The 15,584-nt window shown below is 67.5% G+C and carries 13 protein-coding genes; 4 read left to right on the top strand and 9 right to left on the bottom strand.

The window, feature by feature from the left end; genetic code table 11:
* The first annotated feature begins 56 nt into the window (after positions 1-56).
* From I7S92_RS06760 to I7S92_RS06750, 3 genes are all read left to right on the top strand, one after another.
* Positions 57-2,006, top strand: a complete 1,950-nt coding sequence (locus tag I7S92_RS06760) for an ABC transporter permease (protein WP_197642732.1) — start codon at positions 57-59, stop codon at positions 2,004-2,006.
* A gap of 353 nt (positions 2,007-2,359) precedes the next feature.
* Positions 2,360-3,364 (top strand): NADP-dependent oxidoreductase, encoded by a 1,005-nt coding sequence (locus I7S92_RS06755; RefSeq protein WP_197642731.1) that lies wholly within the window; start codon positions 2,360-2,362, stop codon positions 3,362-3,364.
* Between the two features lie 79 nt (positions 3,365-3,443).
* Positions 3,444-4,352 carry a LysR family transcriptional regulator gene (locus I7S92_RS06750; protein ID WP_197642730.1) on the top strand — a complete coding sequence of 303 codons (909 nt, stop codon included), beginning with the start codon at positions 3,444-3,446 and terminating at the stop codon, positions 4,350-4,352.
* Between the two features lie 245 nt (positions 4,353-4,597).
* On the opposite strand, the gene I7S92_RS06745 is transcribed toward I7S92_RS06750, so the two are convergent.
* The 4 genes from I7S92_RS06745 to I7S92_RS06730 all read right to left on the bottom strand — a co-directional run bounded on the left by I7S92_RS06745 (position 4,598) and on the right by I7S92_RS06730 (position 9,974).
* Positions 4,598-5,554, bottom strand: coding sequence for an XdhC family protein (locus I7S92_RS06745; protein WP_197642729.1), 957 nt, complete (start codon positions 5,552-5,554; stop codon positions 4,598-4,600).
* Positions 5,555-5,677: 123 nt separating this feature from the next.
* Positions 5,678-6,175 (bottom strand): (2Fe-2S)-binding protein, encoded by a 498-nt coding sequence (locus tag I7S92_RS06740; RefSeq protein WP_354001310.1) that lies wholly within the window; start codon positions 6,173-6,175, stop codon positions 5,678-5,680.
* Positions 6,172-6,990, bottom strand: coding sequence for an FAD binding domain-containing protein (locus I7S92_RS06735; RefSeq protein WP_197642728.1), 819 nt, complete (start codon positions 6,988-6,990; stop codon positions 6,172-6,174). The genes I7S92_RS06740 and I7S92_RS06735 overlap by 4 nt, the downstream gene beginning before the upstream one ends.
* The gene (locus I7S92_RS06730; RefSeq protein ID WP_197642727.1) at positions 6,987-9,974 is read right to left on the bottom strand and encodes a xanthine dehydrogenase family protein molybdopterin-binding subunit; all 2,988 of its coding nucleotides are present in this window, start codon (positions 9,972-9,974) and stop codon (positions 6,987-6,989) included. The genes I7S92_RS06735 and I7S92_RS06730 overlap by 4 nt, the downstream gene beginning before the upstream one ends.
* A gap of 115 nt (positions 9,975-10,089) precedes the next feature.
* On the opposite strand from I7S92_RS06730, the gene I7S92_RS06725 reads away from it, so the two are divergent.
* Positions 10,090-10,983, top strand: coding sequence for an alpha/beta hydrolase (locus tag I7S92_RS06725; RefSeq protein ID WP_197642726.1), 894 nt, complete (start codon positions 10,090-10,092; stop codon positions 10,981-10,983).
* Positions 10,984-11,004: 21 nt separating this feature from the next.
* Here the strand turns inward: I7S92_RS06725 and I7S92_RS06720 are convergent, their stop codons facing one another.
* The 5 genes from I7S92_RS06720 to I7S92_RS06700 form a co-directional block, all read right to left on the bottom strand.
* Positions 11,005-11,766, bottom strand: coding sequence for a GntR family transcriptional regulator (locus tag I7S92_RS06720; protein ID WP_197642725.1), 762 nt, complete (start codon positions 11,764-11,766; stop codon positions 11,005-11,007).
* Positions 11,767-11,869: 103 nt separating this feature from the next.
* A complete protein-coding gene (locus I7S92_RS06715; RefSeq protein WP_197642724.1) occupies positions 11,870-13,039 on the bottom strand; it encodes an ABC transporter substrate-binding protein in 1,170 nt (389 codons plus the stop codon).
* Between the two features lie 102 nt (positions 13,040-13,141).
* Positions 13,142-13,843, bottom strand: coding sequence for an ABC transporter ATP-binding protein (locus I7S92_RS06710; protein WP_197642723.1), 702 nt, complete (start codon positions 13,841-13,843; stop codon positions 13,142-13,144).
* On the bottom strand, positions 13,843-14,619 hold the full coding sequence (locus I7S92_RS06705; protein WP_197642852.1) for an ABC transporter ATP-binding protein: 777 nt from the start codon (positions 14,617-14,619) through the stop codon (positions 13,843-13,845). Before I7S92_RS06705 ends, I7S92_RS06710 begins: the two co-directional genes overlap by 1 nt.
* Entirely contained in the window at positions 14,616-15,584 is a 969-nt protein-coding gene (locus I7S92_RS06700; RefSeq protein WP_197642722.1) for a branched-chain amino acid ABC transporter permease, read from the bottom strand. Before I7S92_RS06700 ends, I7S92_RS06705 begins: the two co-directional genes overlap by 4 nt.

The following is a 15,584-nucleotide window of genomic DNA, read 5'->3' as shown; positions in this document are numbered from 1 at the left end:
GCGCCCGCGACCCTCGTGTCTGGGCCGCGCTTCTCCTGTTTTGCATCCTTGCCGCCGTGATCTCGCCATCGGTGCCATGGCTCGGTGCCTATCCGGCAAAATGGACGCTTCCCCTCGAGACATGGATCAACGCGACCCTCCAGCCGGCGCTGGAGTGGGTGCAACCGCTCAGCCGCCTTTTCGCGGTCGGATTGGAGACCCCTCTGCGTGCGCTGCGAGAAGCCTTGACCTGGCTTCCCTGGCCCTTCGTCGCTGTCGTCGTCGTGGCCCTGGCGCTGAGGGCGTCCCGCTGGGGTCTCGCGGCGCTGGCCGTCCTGGCGCAGGTCTATATCGTCCTGGTAGGCTACTGGCCGCACTCCATGAACACCCTGGCGATCGTGCTGATGTCCCTGCCTCCGGCGATCGCCATAGGATTTGCACTTGGCGCTGCGGCGACGCGCTGGCCCCGGCTGGAGACGCGCGTCGTCGCCATGCTGGACGCGATGCAGACCTTCCCGGCCTTCGCCTATCTGATCCCACTGCTGATCCTCTTCGGCTTTGGACCGGCCGCGGGCCTGATCGCCGGCGTCATCTTCTCGATCCCGCCGATGGTGCGGAACACCATGCTCGGGCTGCAGCGCGTGCCGGATGCCGTGGTGGAGTCGGCCCTGATGTGTGGCGCGACCCCCTTCCAGCTCTTCTGGCAGGCCCGGGTTCCCGTGGCCAAGTCGCAAATCCTGGTCGGGGTGAACCAGACCACGATGGCGTCCCTCAGCATGGTCATCATCGTGGCGGTGATCGGCGGGTTCAACGACATCGGATGGGAAGTCCTGTCAGCGATGCGCGGGGCGGAACTCGGCAGAAGCCTGCTGTCGGGACTGGTCATCGTCGCAATGGCGATCCTTCTTGACCGTATCACCTTCGGCTTTGCGACCACGGTCGCGGGACAGGCGCGTCCCATCGGGCGCAACGCATTCTGGACCATCGTCGCGGCCGCCCTGATCTCGGGCATCGCCTTTCGTCTTCTGGTGCCGGAAGTCGACTTCCAACCCGATACGCTGGGACGTTCTCTTGCCAGATCCATCGATGCCACACTGCTGCAATTCGTCGGTGCGACCGGAAACCTGTTCTCCGCTTTGCGCGATGGCTTGAACTACGGGCTGATGATCCCGCTCAGGATCGGATTGCAGAGCGCTGCGACACCTGCCGTCTGGGGCTTCGCGCTGCAGGGCTGGATGGTCGCGCTCTATGTGATCGTGACGCTTGCAGCGGCGGCCTTTCTGGCGCGGCGCAACTGGAAATGGGCGATAGCTCTGCTGTTCGGCACGCTGTTTCTCGCCACGGGGGTTACGCGGTTTCCCTGGCCCTGTTTCGTCGCCCTGGGACTGCTGCTGTCCTTCGCTCTGGGCGGCGGGCGATTGTTTCTCCTGACTGCGGGAGCAATGGCCCTCATCCTGCTGTCGGGAATGTGGATGCCGTTCACACAGTCATTGTATTTGACCGGGCTTGCCGTCCTTCTCTGCGTCACCATCGGCGGAGCCTTCGGGGTTCTTGCCGCAGAAAGCGATACCGTGTCGCGAATCCTGCGGCCGATCAACGACGCCTTGCAGACCATGCCGCAATTCGTGTTCCTTATCCCCGCCCTGATGCTGTTCCGCGTAGGCGAGTTCACCGCACTGATTGCCATCATGCTCTACGCCATCGTGCCGCCTGTCCGCTATGTCGAACAGGGATTGCGCACCGTGCCCGCTCATCTGGTCGAGGCGGCGCAGCAGATGGGCGTAACACGGATGCAGATGCTCTGGCAGGTCAAGCTCCCCCTCGCAGCGCCGGTGATCAGGCTTGGCATCAACCAGACGATCATGGCCGCCCTGTCGATGCTCGTGATCGCCGCGCTTGTTGGCACTCGCGACCTCGGCCAACAGGTCTTCATAGCGCTAGGCAAGGCAAACCTCGGGCTCGGACTTGTCTCCGGTGTTGCCATTGCCCTTCTCGCCATGGTCTCCGATCGGATGCTTCGACGGTGATCCAAGAGACTTGTCTCCGAACAATATGAGGGTGCTCGAGCGGCACCCCGTCCCGCTCGGCCAGCGGCGCGGCGGATGCGGTCTTCGCGGCCCGATTGACATAGCCGCACACGGTGCGGGGCGCGGCCGGTTGAGGATACGGAACGGAAGGATCGGTCAGGATACCGATCCATCCGAACGACCGGCGACCCGATTGCGCCCGCCCATCCCCACCGCTCATCGGCTGCAGCATGATATCTGGTCCAATGCCCCCACTGTCCGGTCACCCGAACACTGAGTTCTGATCAGGGATCTATGTCAGCACCCTGACGCAGACTAATCTCCCGCCAGCATTCAATTTGCGGGGCCATGCCATGACGTCGAATCCCACCTGGGTCCTCAAACGCTTTCCGGAGGGTATGCCCGGTCCCGATGACTTCAGCCTTGAACATCGAGACCCCCCTGTGGCCAAGCCCGGCGAACTTGTGGTCCGGACGCTCTGGCTCTCGGTCGACCCCTACATGCGTGCCCGGCTGAGCCCGGCAAAGAACTATGCCGCAGGCCAGAAGATCGGCGAGATGATGCGGGGCGGCGGGGTGGGCGAGGTCGTCGCCTCGGAATCGCCGCTGTTCCAGCCGGGCGACATCATCCAGGCCGACGACTTCGGCTGGCAGCCCGTCACGACGGTCGCGGCGAAGACGGCCATCCGGCTCGATCCGGCCTCGGCCCCGGTGCAGACCTCGCTCGGATGCCTCGGGATGCCGGGCCTCAGCGCCTATTTCGCGCTGCTGCATGTCGGCCGGCCGAAGGAAGGCGAGACGGTTCTGATCTCGGCCGCCTCCGGCGCGGTCGGCCAGATCGCGGGCCAGATCGCCCGGATCAAGGGGTTCGATCCCGTCGCGGTCGCTGGCTCCGATGCGAAGATCGACTGGTGCAGGAGCATCGGCTACCGGACCGGGATCAATCACCGGACCGCAGGCGACCTGATCGAAGCGATCGCGAGGGCCTGCCCCTCGGGCGTCGATGTGTTCATGGACAACACCGCCGGCCCGATCCATGACGCGGCGATGCTGAACCTCAACACCTTCGGCCGCATCGTGGTCGTCGGCACCGTCGCGCTGGCGGACAGGTTCGACCAGCCCGATATCGGCCCGCGTTTCCTGCGCCGGATCCTGGTGGCCCGTGCCCGGATCGAGGGATTCCTGCTGGATGATTTCGAGGCGCAATATGCCGAAGCCCGCAGCCAGTTGACCCGGTGGTATCGGGAGGGGCTTCTGGAGGCGCGCGAGGATGTGGCCGAGGGGATCGAGGCGGCGCCCCATGCCTTCATCCGGATGCTGAAGGGCGAGAACTTCGGCAAGCAACTGGTGAAGGTCTGACCCCTCGGGATGCGACCCGTTGCAAAGCTCGGACCACGCCGGGATATTGTTCCGGGCGCCGGACACTGCGGGTGGAGCAATGGACAGTCTCGATGACATGATCCTCCTGGCCGAGGTTGCCGAGACCGGCAGCTTCACCAAGGGCGGCCAGCGCCTCGGCATGCCGAAATCGACCGTCAGCCAGCGCATCGCCCAGTTGGAGGCACGGCTGGGCCTGCGCCTCCTGAACCGCTCGACCCGGCAGGTCACTCTGACGGCGGCGGGGCAGGTCTATCTGGACTATTGCCGCCGGGTCAGGGACGAGGCCCGGAATGCGGCCGCAGCGATGGGGCATCTGAAGACGCAACCGGAAGGCCATCTGCGGATCACCTGCCCCGAGATCACCGCCAGCCATTTCATGCCCGGCTTCCTGGGCGGCTTTGCCTCTGCCCATCCCGGGATCACGGTCGAGCTGATCGCCACCAACCGGCATCTCGACCTGCTGCGCGAGCGGATCGACTTCGCCTTCCGGGTCGGCGCACCCCAGGGGCAGGACATGATCCTGCGCCGGATCTCGGCGATCCGCCGGGTTCTGGTCACGGCCCCGGCCTATCTGGAGACCTGCCGCGCGCCGATGCGCCCCAGCGATCTCGCGCAGCACCGCTGCCTGATCCACGACACCCAGCCCGACTGGACCTTCACCGCCGGGGAACGGCTGACCCTGCGCCCGCCTGCCGCGCTCTCCTCGGATTCGATGGGCTTCCTGCTGCAATCGGTCCTCCTCGGCGGCGGCATCGCGCTCCTGCCCGCCTATATCTGCCAGGCTTTCCTCGCGACCGGAGCACTGGTCCGCCTCCTTCCGGACTGGACCCCGGCCGCCTACGAGATGTCGATGATCTTTCCCAGCCGGGAGAACCCCTCCCGTGCCCAACTGGCCTTCCGCGACTATGTCGGCGCGTATGATTTTTCTGCTTTTGCAGAGCCGCACGTCGGACCGACGGGAGGGTGATGACGGGCTGCCTCCGGTTGCAGAGTGCTGCGGGGCAGTTGCGACGCATCCGAGTGTCAAAATCTGGCCGCCCTTGGGGCAGCATCAGGGTCGCCCATCTCGGCCACGCGCAGCGGCCCCTCGTCGGGATGGCAGGCGCCATGCAGCGCAGAATCCACCCAGGCAAGCGCCAAGAGACCGCTGACCCGCAGGTCAGTCTCGATCCGGCTTGATTGCAAGCTGCCAGTGATGCATCGGATGCGCCCTCAGTTTGCCCCGGCTTCCGCCAACACAGCGGCCAGCACCGAGACCGCCAGCATCCGCGGATCGCGGGTGGAGGGGATGAGCCCCATCGGCCCGTGCAGCCGCGCCAGCCCCGCCTCGTCGACGCCCATCCGCCTGAGGCCCTCCCGCCGGTTCTCTGCCGTGCGGCGGCTGCCTTGGGCGCCGATGTAGAACGCCTCGGTCGCCAGTGCTCCGAGCAGGATCGCGGGCTCGTGGTCGTGATCGTGGAAGAACAGCACCACGGCCGTATGCCGGTCGGCCGGAAGGTCGGCCGGTCGGCCGCGGAGCGGGAAGGGCAAAGGCAGGATCGGCCCGCCTCCCGCAAGTTCCAGCGTCTCCGGATCGGGCGAGGAAAGGAAAGTCTCATAGCCCGCCCCGGCGGTCATCCGGCTGAAGGCCACCGCCTCTGGCCCCTTGCCGAAGACGATGAAGCGGATGTCGGGCAGGATGCGCAGGCGCAGATCGGCGCCCGGAAAAGGCGCGGCGCCGGTCCCCGTAGTCGAGACCCAGAGATCGGCAGGCCGGCGAGATGCGATCTGCGCGCGCAGAGCCGCGATCCCCGCGCCTTCCGTGACCGGCAGGATCCGGATGTCCAGCCCGCCGCCGCAGGGCAGGATCAGGTCGGGAAACGGCGATCCCCTGCCATAGCGCAGTGCCCGGGGGGCGGCGCCCGCAATCACCGCGCCAGCGTGGAGCGCGATATCGGCGTCGATACAGCCCGAGGACAGATGGCCCGCGACGCTGCCATCGCGGCCGAACACCATGGCGGCGCCCGGCGGCCGGTAGGACGGCCCCTCAGTCCGGCGGATCAGCGCAAGGGCGGCCGGGTCGGCGATCTGCGCCAGCGGCAGATCCGAAGCCCGCACCGTCGCCTGGTCGATCCGTTCCACCGTTCCGCCTCTCTGGGTCGCGCTCTCGACCCCGGTCGTTTCCGGCATTCCGGCCTCCCTCCCGACTGGCGCTTCCGTCCCCGGACGGGCGGGCCGCACCGATCACCGCCATTCGCGGCGCCTGGCCTTTCCTGACCGCAGATTGCAAGTCAAGGAAGCTTTGCTCCACGGTCAGGCGACAACGCGGTCTCCCAGCACATCGAGCGCGGCGTCGACGATCTCGCGGTAGCCGGTGCAGCGGCAGATGTTGCCGCTCAGCGCCTCGCGGATTTCGGGCTCGGTATAGCGCCGGCCGCTGTCCTGAAGCGAGGACAGCGTCATCAGGATGCCCGGCGTGCAGAAGCCGCATTGCAGGGCAAAGCGCTTGTGGAACGCGTCCTGAAGCTTGTTGAAGGAATCGTCGCTGGCGGCCAGCCCCTCGATGGTGCGGATTTCCTTGCCCTCGGCCTGCGCGGCCAGCATCAGGCAAGACCGCACCGCCTTGCCGTCCACCACCACCGTGCAGGCGCCGCAGACGCCATGCTCGCAGGCGACATGGGTGCCCGAGGCGCCGATCTCGTGCCGCAGGAAGTCGCTCAGCAGCGTGCGCGGCTCGGCATAGCCGTCGACCTCGGTGCCGTTGAGGGTGAAGCTCACCTGGGTCTTGCTGCCGTCCTTGAGGATTTTCACGCCATCGCCTCCATGATCATGTCCAGACCCAGACGCCGGATCATCTCGCGCCGGTAGCGCGCCGTCGCGTGGATGTCGTCGTAGCCGCGCAGCCGCCAGGCCAGCGCGTTGAGTTGCGCCGGCAGCGTCTCGGCCGACACATCCGCCAGATCGACCGCGACCGGCGCGTCCGCCACGCCGCCCACGGCAAGCCGCAGGTTGCGGCCCTGCGCGATGCAGGCCAGCGAGACGATGGCAAAGTCGCCGTGCCGCCGGGCGATCTCGCGGAAGGCGGTCTTCGCCCCGGCCGGCGGCCGCGGGAAATGCGCCGAGACGATCATCTCGTCGGGGCGGCGCGACGTCGTCAGCGTGCCGGTCAGGAAATCCTCGGCCGCGACGGTGCGGCGGCCCTGCGCCGAGGCCAGCGTCACGCTGCCCCCCAGCAGGACCAGCATCAGCGGCAGTTCCGCGCTGGGGTCGGCATGGGCCAGCGAGCCGCAGACCGTGCCGCGGTTGCGGGTCTGGATATGCCCGACATGCGACAGCGCCTCGGCCAGGAGCGGCACGGCCTCGCGCGCCTCGGCATGCGCCGCAAGCTCGGCCTGGCGGACGGTCGCGCCGACGGTCACGCCGGTCTGGTCCACCGTGATCCGGTCCAGCCCCGGAATGCGCGAGATGTCGATGAGGAGGTCCGGCTCGGTCAGCCGCATGTTGAGCATGGCCATCAGCGACTGGCCGCCGGCGATGACGCGCGCGGTCTCGCCATGGCTGGCCAGGGCGCCGGTCACATCCTCGACGGTTTCGGCGATGCAGAGATCGAAGGGCGCGGGTTTCATTTCTTGCCTCCCAGACGGGCGCGGAGCCGCCGCATCAGGCCCCCGCCTTCGGATTTCGCCTCGGGTGCGGCACGGCGGACGAGGGCGCGGAAGAACTGGTTGACGAGCGCCCGCGCCGCCCCCGACAAAAGCCGCCCGCCGACCGAGGCGACGGTGCCGCTGAGGTGGATGGAATATTCGTAGCTGACCGTGACGCCGCCCTCGCCTTCGACCAGCGTGACCCGCCCCCGACCGCGCGAGGTGCCGAGCGCGCCGATCAGCGAGCCGGTGATGTCGGCGCTGCGCGGCTTCTTCAGGTTCTCCAGCCGGATGTCGGCCTCGAACGTGCCCTTGACCGGGCCGACGCCCATCGACACCACGCCGGTGAAATGGTCGTCGGCCTGCTTGTCCAGCGACTTGCAGCCGGGGATGATGGCGGCCATCTCGGCCGGGTCCATCAGCGTCTGCCAGACCTGTTCGGCCGAGGCGGGAACGAAGGTCGACCCCTGCCCGCGCAGCGCGTCGCCGGAATAGTCGATCAGGTCCTCGGCCTCGTCCTCCGCCGCGGCCTGGGGCGCGGGCTCTTCCTCGCCGTTCACCCATTCGAAGACCTTCGCCGGCGTCAGGGGAACTGTGATGTCCTGCCGCCCGATCGCATCGGCCACGGCATTCGCCAGGCAGACCGGCGTGGTGTACTGGTTGCCCTCGGCGATCCCCTTGGCGCCCAGCCGGGTGAAGGGCGAGGGCGTGGCAACGGTATCGACCATCACCGGATCGATCGCCTCGTGCGCGGTGGCGATCAGGTAGTCGGCGAAGGTGCCCGACAGGAAGGTGCCGTCGCTCTTGTAGACGAATTCCTCATAAAGGCTCGCCCCCAGGGCCGAGGCGAAGGAGCCGCGGATCTGGCCCTCGGCAAGGCCGGGGTTCAGGATCGTGCCGCAGTCATGCGCGGTGACGTAGCGGTCGATGCGCAATTCGCCGGTGTCGCGGTCGACCTCGACCCCGCAGAAGTCGAAGGCGAAGCCGTAGGCGAGCGAGGTGTTGATCTCGTCCTTGGCGGTGGTCGGCGTCAGTTCCGGCGCGTTCCAGTAGGCGACCTCGCGGATGCCGGGATCCATGCCCTCGGGCAGGCTGGAGGGCGACCAGTGCGCCAGGCCGCCGACGCGGCGGAATTCCATCCGGTTCTCGGGGTTGGACTGGGCCGCGATCCAGCCGTCCTTGAACAGCAGGTCCTCGGGCGGGACGTTCATGAACCGGCTGGCGATCAGTGCCATCTTGCGGCGCACACGTTCCGCCGCGGTCTTGGCCGCGCTGGTCGAGGCGGGCGAGAAGCGGCAGGAATAGTTGCCGGCGGCGATCGACCAGTTGTCCTTCTGGGTGTCGGTCTCGAGGTTGACCGTGACCATCTCGAAGGGCACGCCCAGCTCGTCGGCGACGATCTGCGCCAGGGTGGTCTGGTGCCCCTGCCCCTGCGGCGTCGAATCCCCGACCACGCTGACCGAGCCGAGCGGATCGACGCTGATGGTGCAGGAGGCGACGGCGCCGTCCTTGGGCCCGGCCTTCTCGCGCTCTTCCTTGGTCTTGAGGGTGGAGATGTAGCCCATGTTCGACTGCGAGGGCTCCACCGCCATGGCGTAGCCGATGCCGTAGAGCCTGCCCTCGGCGCGCGCGGCGTCGCGGCGGGCCTTCAGCTCCTCGAGCCCGCCCTGATCGACGGTATCGGCGACGACCTGCTGGTAGTTGCCGGAATCGATCAGCGCGCCGGCGGGGGCCCGATAGGGAAACTGGTCGGCCTGGATCAGGTTCTGCCGCATCAGGTCGAGCGGGTCGCGCCCCAGGTCCTTGGCCACCTGCGCGATCACCCGCTCGATGGCGAAATAGAGTTGCGGGCCGCCGAAGCCGCGCACCGCGCCGGTCGGGCATTTGTTGGTCATGCAGATGTTGTTGATGACCTCGACATTCGGGATGCGGTAGCAGTTGGTCGAGAGCCCGTGCATCCGGTAGATCGGCGCCGGCATCGGCGCGCGCAGATAGGCACCGTGATCGTCGAAATGCTCCATCCGGAGCGCATTGATCGTGCCGTCCGCGTCATAGGCGGCGCGGATGCGCGTCACCCGGTTCGGCGCGACCGAGGAGGAGGAGAGATGCTCCAGCCGGTCCTCGATCCACTTGACCGGCCGGCCGGCCAGACGGGCGCAGACCGACAGCACCACGATATAGGGGAACATCGTCAGCTTGGCGCCGAAGCTGCCGCCGGAATTGGGCGGGCTGCGGTGGCGCAGCTTGGCCCCCGGCACCTTCAGCGCGATGGCCATCACGGCATGGACCGAGAACGGCCCCTGGAAGTTCGAGGTGACGTCATAGCCGCCGGTATCGGGCTGGTATTCGGCGACGATGCCGTAGGTCTCCATCGGGGTGATGGAGTTGCGCGGATAGCGGATGGTGATTTCCGTCTGTCGGTCCGAGGCGGCAAAGGCCGCTTCCGGCTCGCCATGGGTGAAGACCCGGCGCGACACGCGGTTGGAGCCGACCTCGTCATGCAACACCGGCGCGTCATCGGCGCAGGCTGCCACCGGATCGACGATAGCGGCGAGGGGTTCGTATTCGACCCGGATGTATTTCAGCGCATCCTCGGCGCGGTAGCGGTCGGTGGCGCAGACCACGGCCACCGGCTCGCCGACATAGCGCACCTTGTTCAGCGCGATGCCGCGATAGTCCATCGGGTTCTCGAAGCCGACGATCAGCGGCTTGGTATAGGGACGGATGTCCTCGCCCGTGACCACGGCCTTGACGCCCTTCTGCTTCAGCGCCTCGCTGACGTCGATGCTGACGATCCGCGCATGGGGATGGGGCGAGCGCAGGAAGGCGGCATGCAGCGTGCCCTTGGCGACGGGCAGGTCGTCCATGAACTTGCCGCGGCCGCGCAGCAGGGTCTGGTCCTCGACCCGCAACATGCGCCTGCCGACATACTTGTCCTCATCTGCGTGAGCGGCGGCTCCCACCATGGGCGAATCTCCCTCTTGTATTTATATACATCCTGTATAAAAATCACTTCCAATGTCAATGGCCCGGTTTTGCGGGCATCCAGCGGCTCTGCCGGCAGTGCAACGAGGGTGACCCATGCAGGATAACGATCACGCCGAGGCGCTGGCCACGATGGACGATGGCGCCACGATCCTGTTGCGCCGGCAGGGCCCTCCGGCCGCCGAGCGCGTCGTCATCTCGCATGGCAACGGGCTGGCCATCGACGGGTTCGCGCGGTTCGCCGGTGCCCTGACGGCACGGGGGTTCGAGGTGGTGGCCTTCGACATGCGCAACCATGGCCGCAATCCCCGCCACCCGGCCGCGGGATCGAACTGGCGGCGGTTCATCGCCGACCTGCCGCAAATCCTGCGCGGCATCGACACGGCATTCGGCGAAAAACCGGCGCATGGCGCGTTCCATTCCCTGAGTTCCGCCGTCTGCCTGCTGACACAGGCCGAAACCCCCTATCCCTGGCGGTCGCTGACCCTGTTCGAGCCCCCGGTCCCGCCGAATGCCGACGATCCGGCCCACGCCGTCTTCCTGGACTACCATAGGAACCTCAGCGAGCGCGCCGGCCGCCGCCGTGCGCAGTTCGATACGCCGGACGCGCTGTTCGCCTCGATGCGGCGGTCCTCGCTGTTCCGCCTCGTCCCCGACGCCGACCTCGAGCGGCTGGCCCGGGCGACGCTTCGCCCCGCGCCGCAGGGCGGGTGGGAGCTGTCCTGCCCGCCCGAGTTCGAGGCCGCGACCTTCCGCATCGACGAGATCGTGGCGCTGCGCCCCGGACTCGGGCGGGTCGACTGCCCGGTCCGTCTGGTGCTGGGCGACGAGAGCATCCACTACGCGCACGTCCTGCTCGATGCCGGCCGCGCGCTGGTGCGCGATTTCGGTTTCTCGGCGGTCGAGCTGCCTCTGGCCACCCATTTCATGCAGCTGGAGCATCCGGAAACCTGCGCCGGGCTGGTCGCCCCGGACACGCCGGGGACCTGACCCGCGCGTATTCCGACCGGATCACTGCGGCAGGGGTTCGAAGCTTGCCACGAACGAATCGATCTCGGCCCATTCGGACATGAAACGTACTGCCCGGCTGGTGAAAAGCTGGGTATGCTTGCGGCTGAGTACATGCAGCCCCGCGCCGTCCCCCTTGCGGATCATCTCGATCATCTCGGCATGTTCCTCATAGACCCGCATATAATAGCCCTCGAAATCCTCGCGGTTCCGGGCCGCGCTCTGGAACATGAGATAGCTCAGGCGGATGCTGAAATTCAGCATGGTGCCGTAGAATTCGGCCAGGAAGGAGTTGCCCGCCGCCTCGGCGATGGCGAGGTGGAAGTCGTGGTTCAGTTCCGCCATCGCCTTGTGATCGTCGCGTTCGCCGGCCGCGCGATAGGCTTCGTTGATCTTCCGCAGTTCCGCCAGATCGGCCGCATCGTGCCGCGCCGCCGCCAGTTGCAGCACCGCGCCCTGCTGCAGGTCCAGCGCCTCGAGGATGCGGGGCACGTCGTTGAAGCTCACCGTCTCGACATAGTGGCCCCGGTTGGGAGAGAACCGCACCAGGCGATCCGCCTGCAACCGGATCAGGGCCTCGCGGATCGGCGTGCGCGAGACGCCGAAGCGCTTCTCCAGCGCGGTTTCCTCGAGATACTGGCCCGGCTTCAGTTCCAGCGTCAGGATTTCGCCGCGCAGCTTGCTGTAGACGCCTTGCGTCGCCTGGCCCTTCGGGCGGCCGCGCTTGCCGCGTCCGGCTTCGGTCTTGTCGGCGATATCCATCATCGGCCTTCCCGCTGGTCTGCCGCAGTCCTACCCTGCCGTGGTGCCGCAATCCAGTGGCGTCGCCGGCCGGAGGCCGCATTGCGGCGGCCTCCGGGGCGGACGATCACTCCAGCGTGCATTCCGCCGCGTAGGAATCGGCCATCTTGTCGACGATCATCCCCTCGTTGCGCACGGCAAGCGCGCCGGTGGCCTCGTCCTTTGAGACGCGGGCGATATACATCGCGTGGATCGGATGCTGGTTGGTGTTGAAGGCAAAGTCGCCGCGCACCGACTGGAAGCTCGCCGCCTTCATCGCCGCGCGCACCGCCTCCTTGTCCTCGACGCCGCCCGCCGCGGTGATTGCACCGTCGATCAGGCGCACCGCGTCGAAGGCCATCGCGGCGAAGTTCGACGGCAGGGTGCCGTATTTCGTGCTGTAGGCCGCGACGAATTCCTTGTTGGCGGGGTTGTCCAGGTCATAGGTCCACTGGTCCACCGAATAGACCCCCTCGGCCGCCGCGCCGATGGCATCGAGCGAGACGCCGTTGAACACGGTGAAGACGGTGTAGAGGTCGGCCATCGGCTTCAGCCCGGCCTGGTCGTACTGCTTGACGAACTGCACCCCCAGCCCACCCGGCATGAAGGCCAGCACCGCCTCGGGATCGGCGGTCTTGATCTCGGTCATCTCGGCCGAGAAGTCGTTCTGTTCCAGCGGCGTGTAGATTTCCGAGACGATCTCGCCCTTGAAGGTGCGCTTGAAGCCCTCGACCACGTCCTTGCCGGCCTGATAGTTGGGCACGACCACGAAAACCTTCTTGATGCCCTTCTCGTTCATATGCAGGCCGAGCGCCTCGGCGGGCTGGTCGTTCTGGAACGGGATCGAAAAGTAGTTCGCATCGCAGTTTGCCCCGGCCAGCTCGGCCGGCGCGGGGTTGGGCGAGATCAGGATGGTTCCGGTCCGCACGATCGGCGCCTGCACCGCCATCATCACGTTGGAATAGCTCGGCCCGATGACGAAATCGACCTTCTCCGAGCGGATGAGTTTTTCGGCCGCGGTCTTGCCCACGTCGGGTTTGCGCTGGTCGTCCTCGTAGAGGAAGTGCCCCTCCAGCCCGCCGAGCTTGCCGCCCGACATTTCCAGCGCCAGATCGGCGCCCTTCTGCATCTCGGTGCCGAGCACGGCGCCCGAGCCCGAAAGCGACAGGATCAGCCCGACATCGACCGTCTCGGCCTGCGCGCTGAAACCCGTGGTCAGCGCCGTGCCGAGCGCGAGTGTCGCAAGTGTCTTCCGCATGGTGTATCTCCCTCTTGGTTTCTTCGTTCGATCGCAGCCGGTCTGCATGCGCCGGCGGCGCGCCCGGACCCGGCACCTGCCGGGACCGGGAATTCTTCGACCTCAGACGCCCAGCAGGCGCATCGCCTCGCCGTCGGGCCGCATCAGCTCGTCCGAGGTGCCGCTCCAGGCCAGCTCGCCCTTGCGGATGATGTTGTGCCGGTCGCCCAGCTTGCTCAGCGGCTTCAGGCTCTTGTCGATCACGAGGATCGTGTAGTGTTCCTCCTTCAGCCGGCGCAGCGCGGCCCAGATCTCGCGGCGGATGGTGGGGGCAAGGCCCTCGGTCGCCTCGTCGAGGATCAGGAACCGCGGCCGGGTCATCAGCGCGCGGCCGATGGCGAGCATCTGCTGCTCGCCCCCGGACAGGAGGTTGGCGTAGGACCGCTTGCGTTCCTCCAGCCGAGGAAACATCTCGAAGATGGCCTGCACCGCGGCCGACCGCGCCCGCGCCGTCTCGTCGCGCGAGGTGGCGATCAGGTTCTCGACCACGGTCAGGGTGGGAAAGACCTGCCGCCCCTCCGGCACCACGGCCACGCCCATCCGCGCGATCTGGTGCGGCGCCAGTCCGTTGATCCGCCGCCCGTTCAGCACGATGTCGCCGGTGATGCGGCTGGTCAGGCCGAATATCGTGCGCACCGTCGTCGTCTTGCCCATGCCGTTCTTGCCCAGAAGCGTCGAGACCGCCCCCGAGGGCAGGTCGAGGTTCAGCGAGAACAGGACCGGGCTTTGCCCGTAGCCGGCCGAGACCTTGTCGAAGATCAGCATCAGAAATCGTCCTCCTCGGAGAGGTAGGCCGCCTGGACCTCGGGAGAGGCGCGGATCGCCTCGGGGGCGCCGCTGGCCAGGACCGTGCCGTTGACCATCACGGTGATCGCGTCGGACAGGTAGAAGACCGCGTCCATGTCGTGCTCGATCAGCAGGATCGGGATCCGCCCCTTGATCCCCTCCTCGATGGACCGCACCAGCGCCTCGGCGTCGGCGGTGGACAGGCCGGCCAGCGGCTCGTCCAGAAGCAGCACCTCGGGCCCGGTGGCCAGCGCCATGGCGATCTCCAGCCGACGGCGGTCGCCATGCGACAGCGCCGCCGGCTTCTCGCCTGCCTTGCCGCGCAGGGCGAAGCGGTCGAGAAGGTCTTCAACCTCATCGGCATGGCGGGTCCGGTCGCGCCGGCGGAAGATGTCGGCGGGCGAAAGCGCGGGCCGGTCGCGGGCGACGAGGCTCAGGAGCAGGTTCTCGCGCAGGGTCAGGCCCTGGAACAGCGCGGTCAGCTGATAGGTCCGGGTCAGCCCCAGCCGGGCGCGGCGCAGCGCGCTGAGGGTGCTGATGTCGGTGCCGTTCATCCGCACCGTGCCGGTATTGGGGCGGCGCTCGCCCGACAGGACGCTGACCAGCGTGGTCTTTCCCGCCCCGTTCGGCCCGATCAGCGCATGGACGCTGCCGGCCCCGAGCGTGAGGCTGACCCCGTTCAGTGCGACGATCCCGCCGAAGCGCACGGTGATGTCGCGCATCTCGAGCGCGGAGGTTGCGGATGCGGGGGTCATCGGCCGTCCTCCGCCGTGGGAGCAAGGAACCTGCCGCCCAGCGCCTTCACCAGCCCGGCGAGGCCGGAATGGAAGAAGAGGACGACCAGGATCAGCAGCGGGCCGAACAGGATCGGCCAGTGCGGGGTAACCGAAACGAGGTAGTGTTCGACGACGACGAAGACCATCGCGCCGAGGATCGGCCCCGAGCGGGTGCCGACGCCGCCGAGGATCACGATGGCCAGCAGCTCGCCCGAACGCCGCCAGTCGGCGTAGCCGGGCGTGGCGAATTCGCTCTGGTTGGCCAGAAGCATTCCCGCCAGGCCGCAGACCGCCCCGGCGATGACGAAGGCCACCAGCCGCGTGCCGGTCACATCGAACCCCAGCGCATTGGCCCGCTGGGCATTCTCGCGCGTGGCGACCAGGCGCCGGCCGAAGTCCGACCGCGCCACGAGGTCGACCAGCCCCAGCAGGACCAGCGCGGTCACGGCGACGAAGGCGTAGAACTGCCAGGGGTCGTAGGCATCGAACCCCGGCCAGAGCGCGCTGCGGGCGCTGATCACCATGCCGTCGTCGCCGCCGAAGGCCGAGGAGGACTGGGCGAGGTAGTAAAGGATCTGCGCCAGCGCCAGCGTGATCATGATGAAATGCACGCCGGTGGTGCGCAGCGCGATCTTGCCGATCAGGAAGGCCGCGATGGCCGAGACCACGACCACCACCGGCACCTGAAGCCACAGCGCCTCGTAGCCGGAGTTGGCGAGGAGGCCGGTGGCATAGGCGCCGACGCCCAGGTAGACCGCATGGCCGAAGCTGACCATGCCGCCATATCCCAGGATCAGGTTCAGGCTGCTCGCCGCGACGGCGAAGATCAGGAAACGCTCGAAGATCGACAGCAGGTAGGGATCATCGGCCAGGAGCGCGGCCAGCGGGCCGATGCCGACCGCGAAAAGCGCAAGGACGAGGGCGGGGGCAGAGGGTGACCGCAT

The sequence above is a fragment of the Tabrizicola soli genome (assembly GCF_015999335.1).
GTDB classification, from domain to species: domain Bacteria; phylum Pseudomonadota; class Alphaproteobacteria; order Rhodobacterales; family Rhodobacteraceae; genus Tabrizicola; species Tabrizicola soli.
The sequence above is the reverse complement of the archived record's forward strand: the minus strand, read 5'-3'. Positions and strand labels throughout refer to the sequence as shown.

Coding starts and splice junctions, on each gene's coding strand:
- I7S92_RS06745 (WP_197642729.1), bottom strand. CDS start 5,554: ATGCCGGAAACGACCGGGGTCGAGAGCGCGACCCAGAGAGGCGGAACG.
- I7S92_RS06735 (WP_197642728.1), bottom strand. CDS start 6,990: ATGAAACCCGCGCCCTTCGATCTCTGCATCGCCGAAACCGTCGAGGAT.
- I7S92_RS06710 (WP_197642723.1), bottom strand. CDS start 13,843: ATGCTGATCTTCGACAAGGTCTCGGCCGGCTACGGGCAAAGCCCGGTC.
- I7S92_RS06755 (WP_197642731.1), top strand. CDS start 2,360: ATGACGTCGAATCCCACCTGGGTCCTCAAACGCTTTCCGGAGGGTATG.
- I7S92_RS06705 (WP_197642852.1), bottom strand. CDS start 14,619: ATGACCCCCGCATCCGCAACCTCCGCGCTCGAGATGCGCGACATCACC.
- I7S92_RS06725 (WP_197642726.1), top strand. CDS start 10,090: ATGCAGGATAACGATCACGCCGAGGCGCTGGCCACGATGGACGATGGC.
- I7S92_RS06720 (WP_197642725.1), bottom strand. CDS start 11,766: ATGATGGATATCGCCGACAAGACCGAAGCCGGACGCGGCAAGCGCGGC.
- I7S92_RS06750 (WP_197642730.1), top strand. CDS start 3,444: ATGGACAGTCTCGATGACATGATCCTCCTGGCCGAGGTTGCCGAGACC.
- I7S92_RS06730 (WP_197642727.1), bottom strand. CDS start 9,974: ATGGTGGGAGCCGCCGCTCACGCAGATGAGGACAAGTATGTCGGCAGG.
- I7S92_RS06700 (WP_197642722.1), bottom strand. CDS start 15,584: ATGCGGTCACCCTCTGCCCCCGCCCTCGTCCTTGCGCTTTTCGCGGTC.
- I7S92_RS06715 (WP_197642724.1), bottom strand. CDS start 13,039: ATGCGGAAGACACTTGCGACACTCGCGCTCGGCACGGCGCTGACCACG.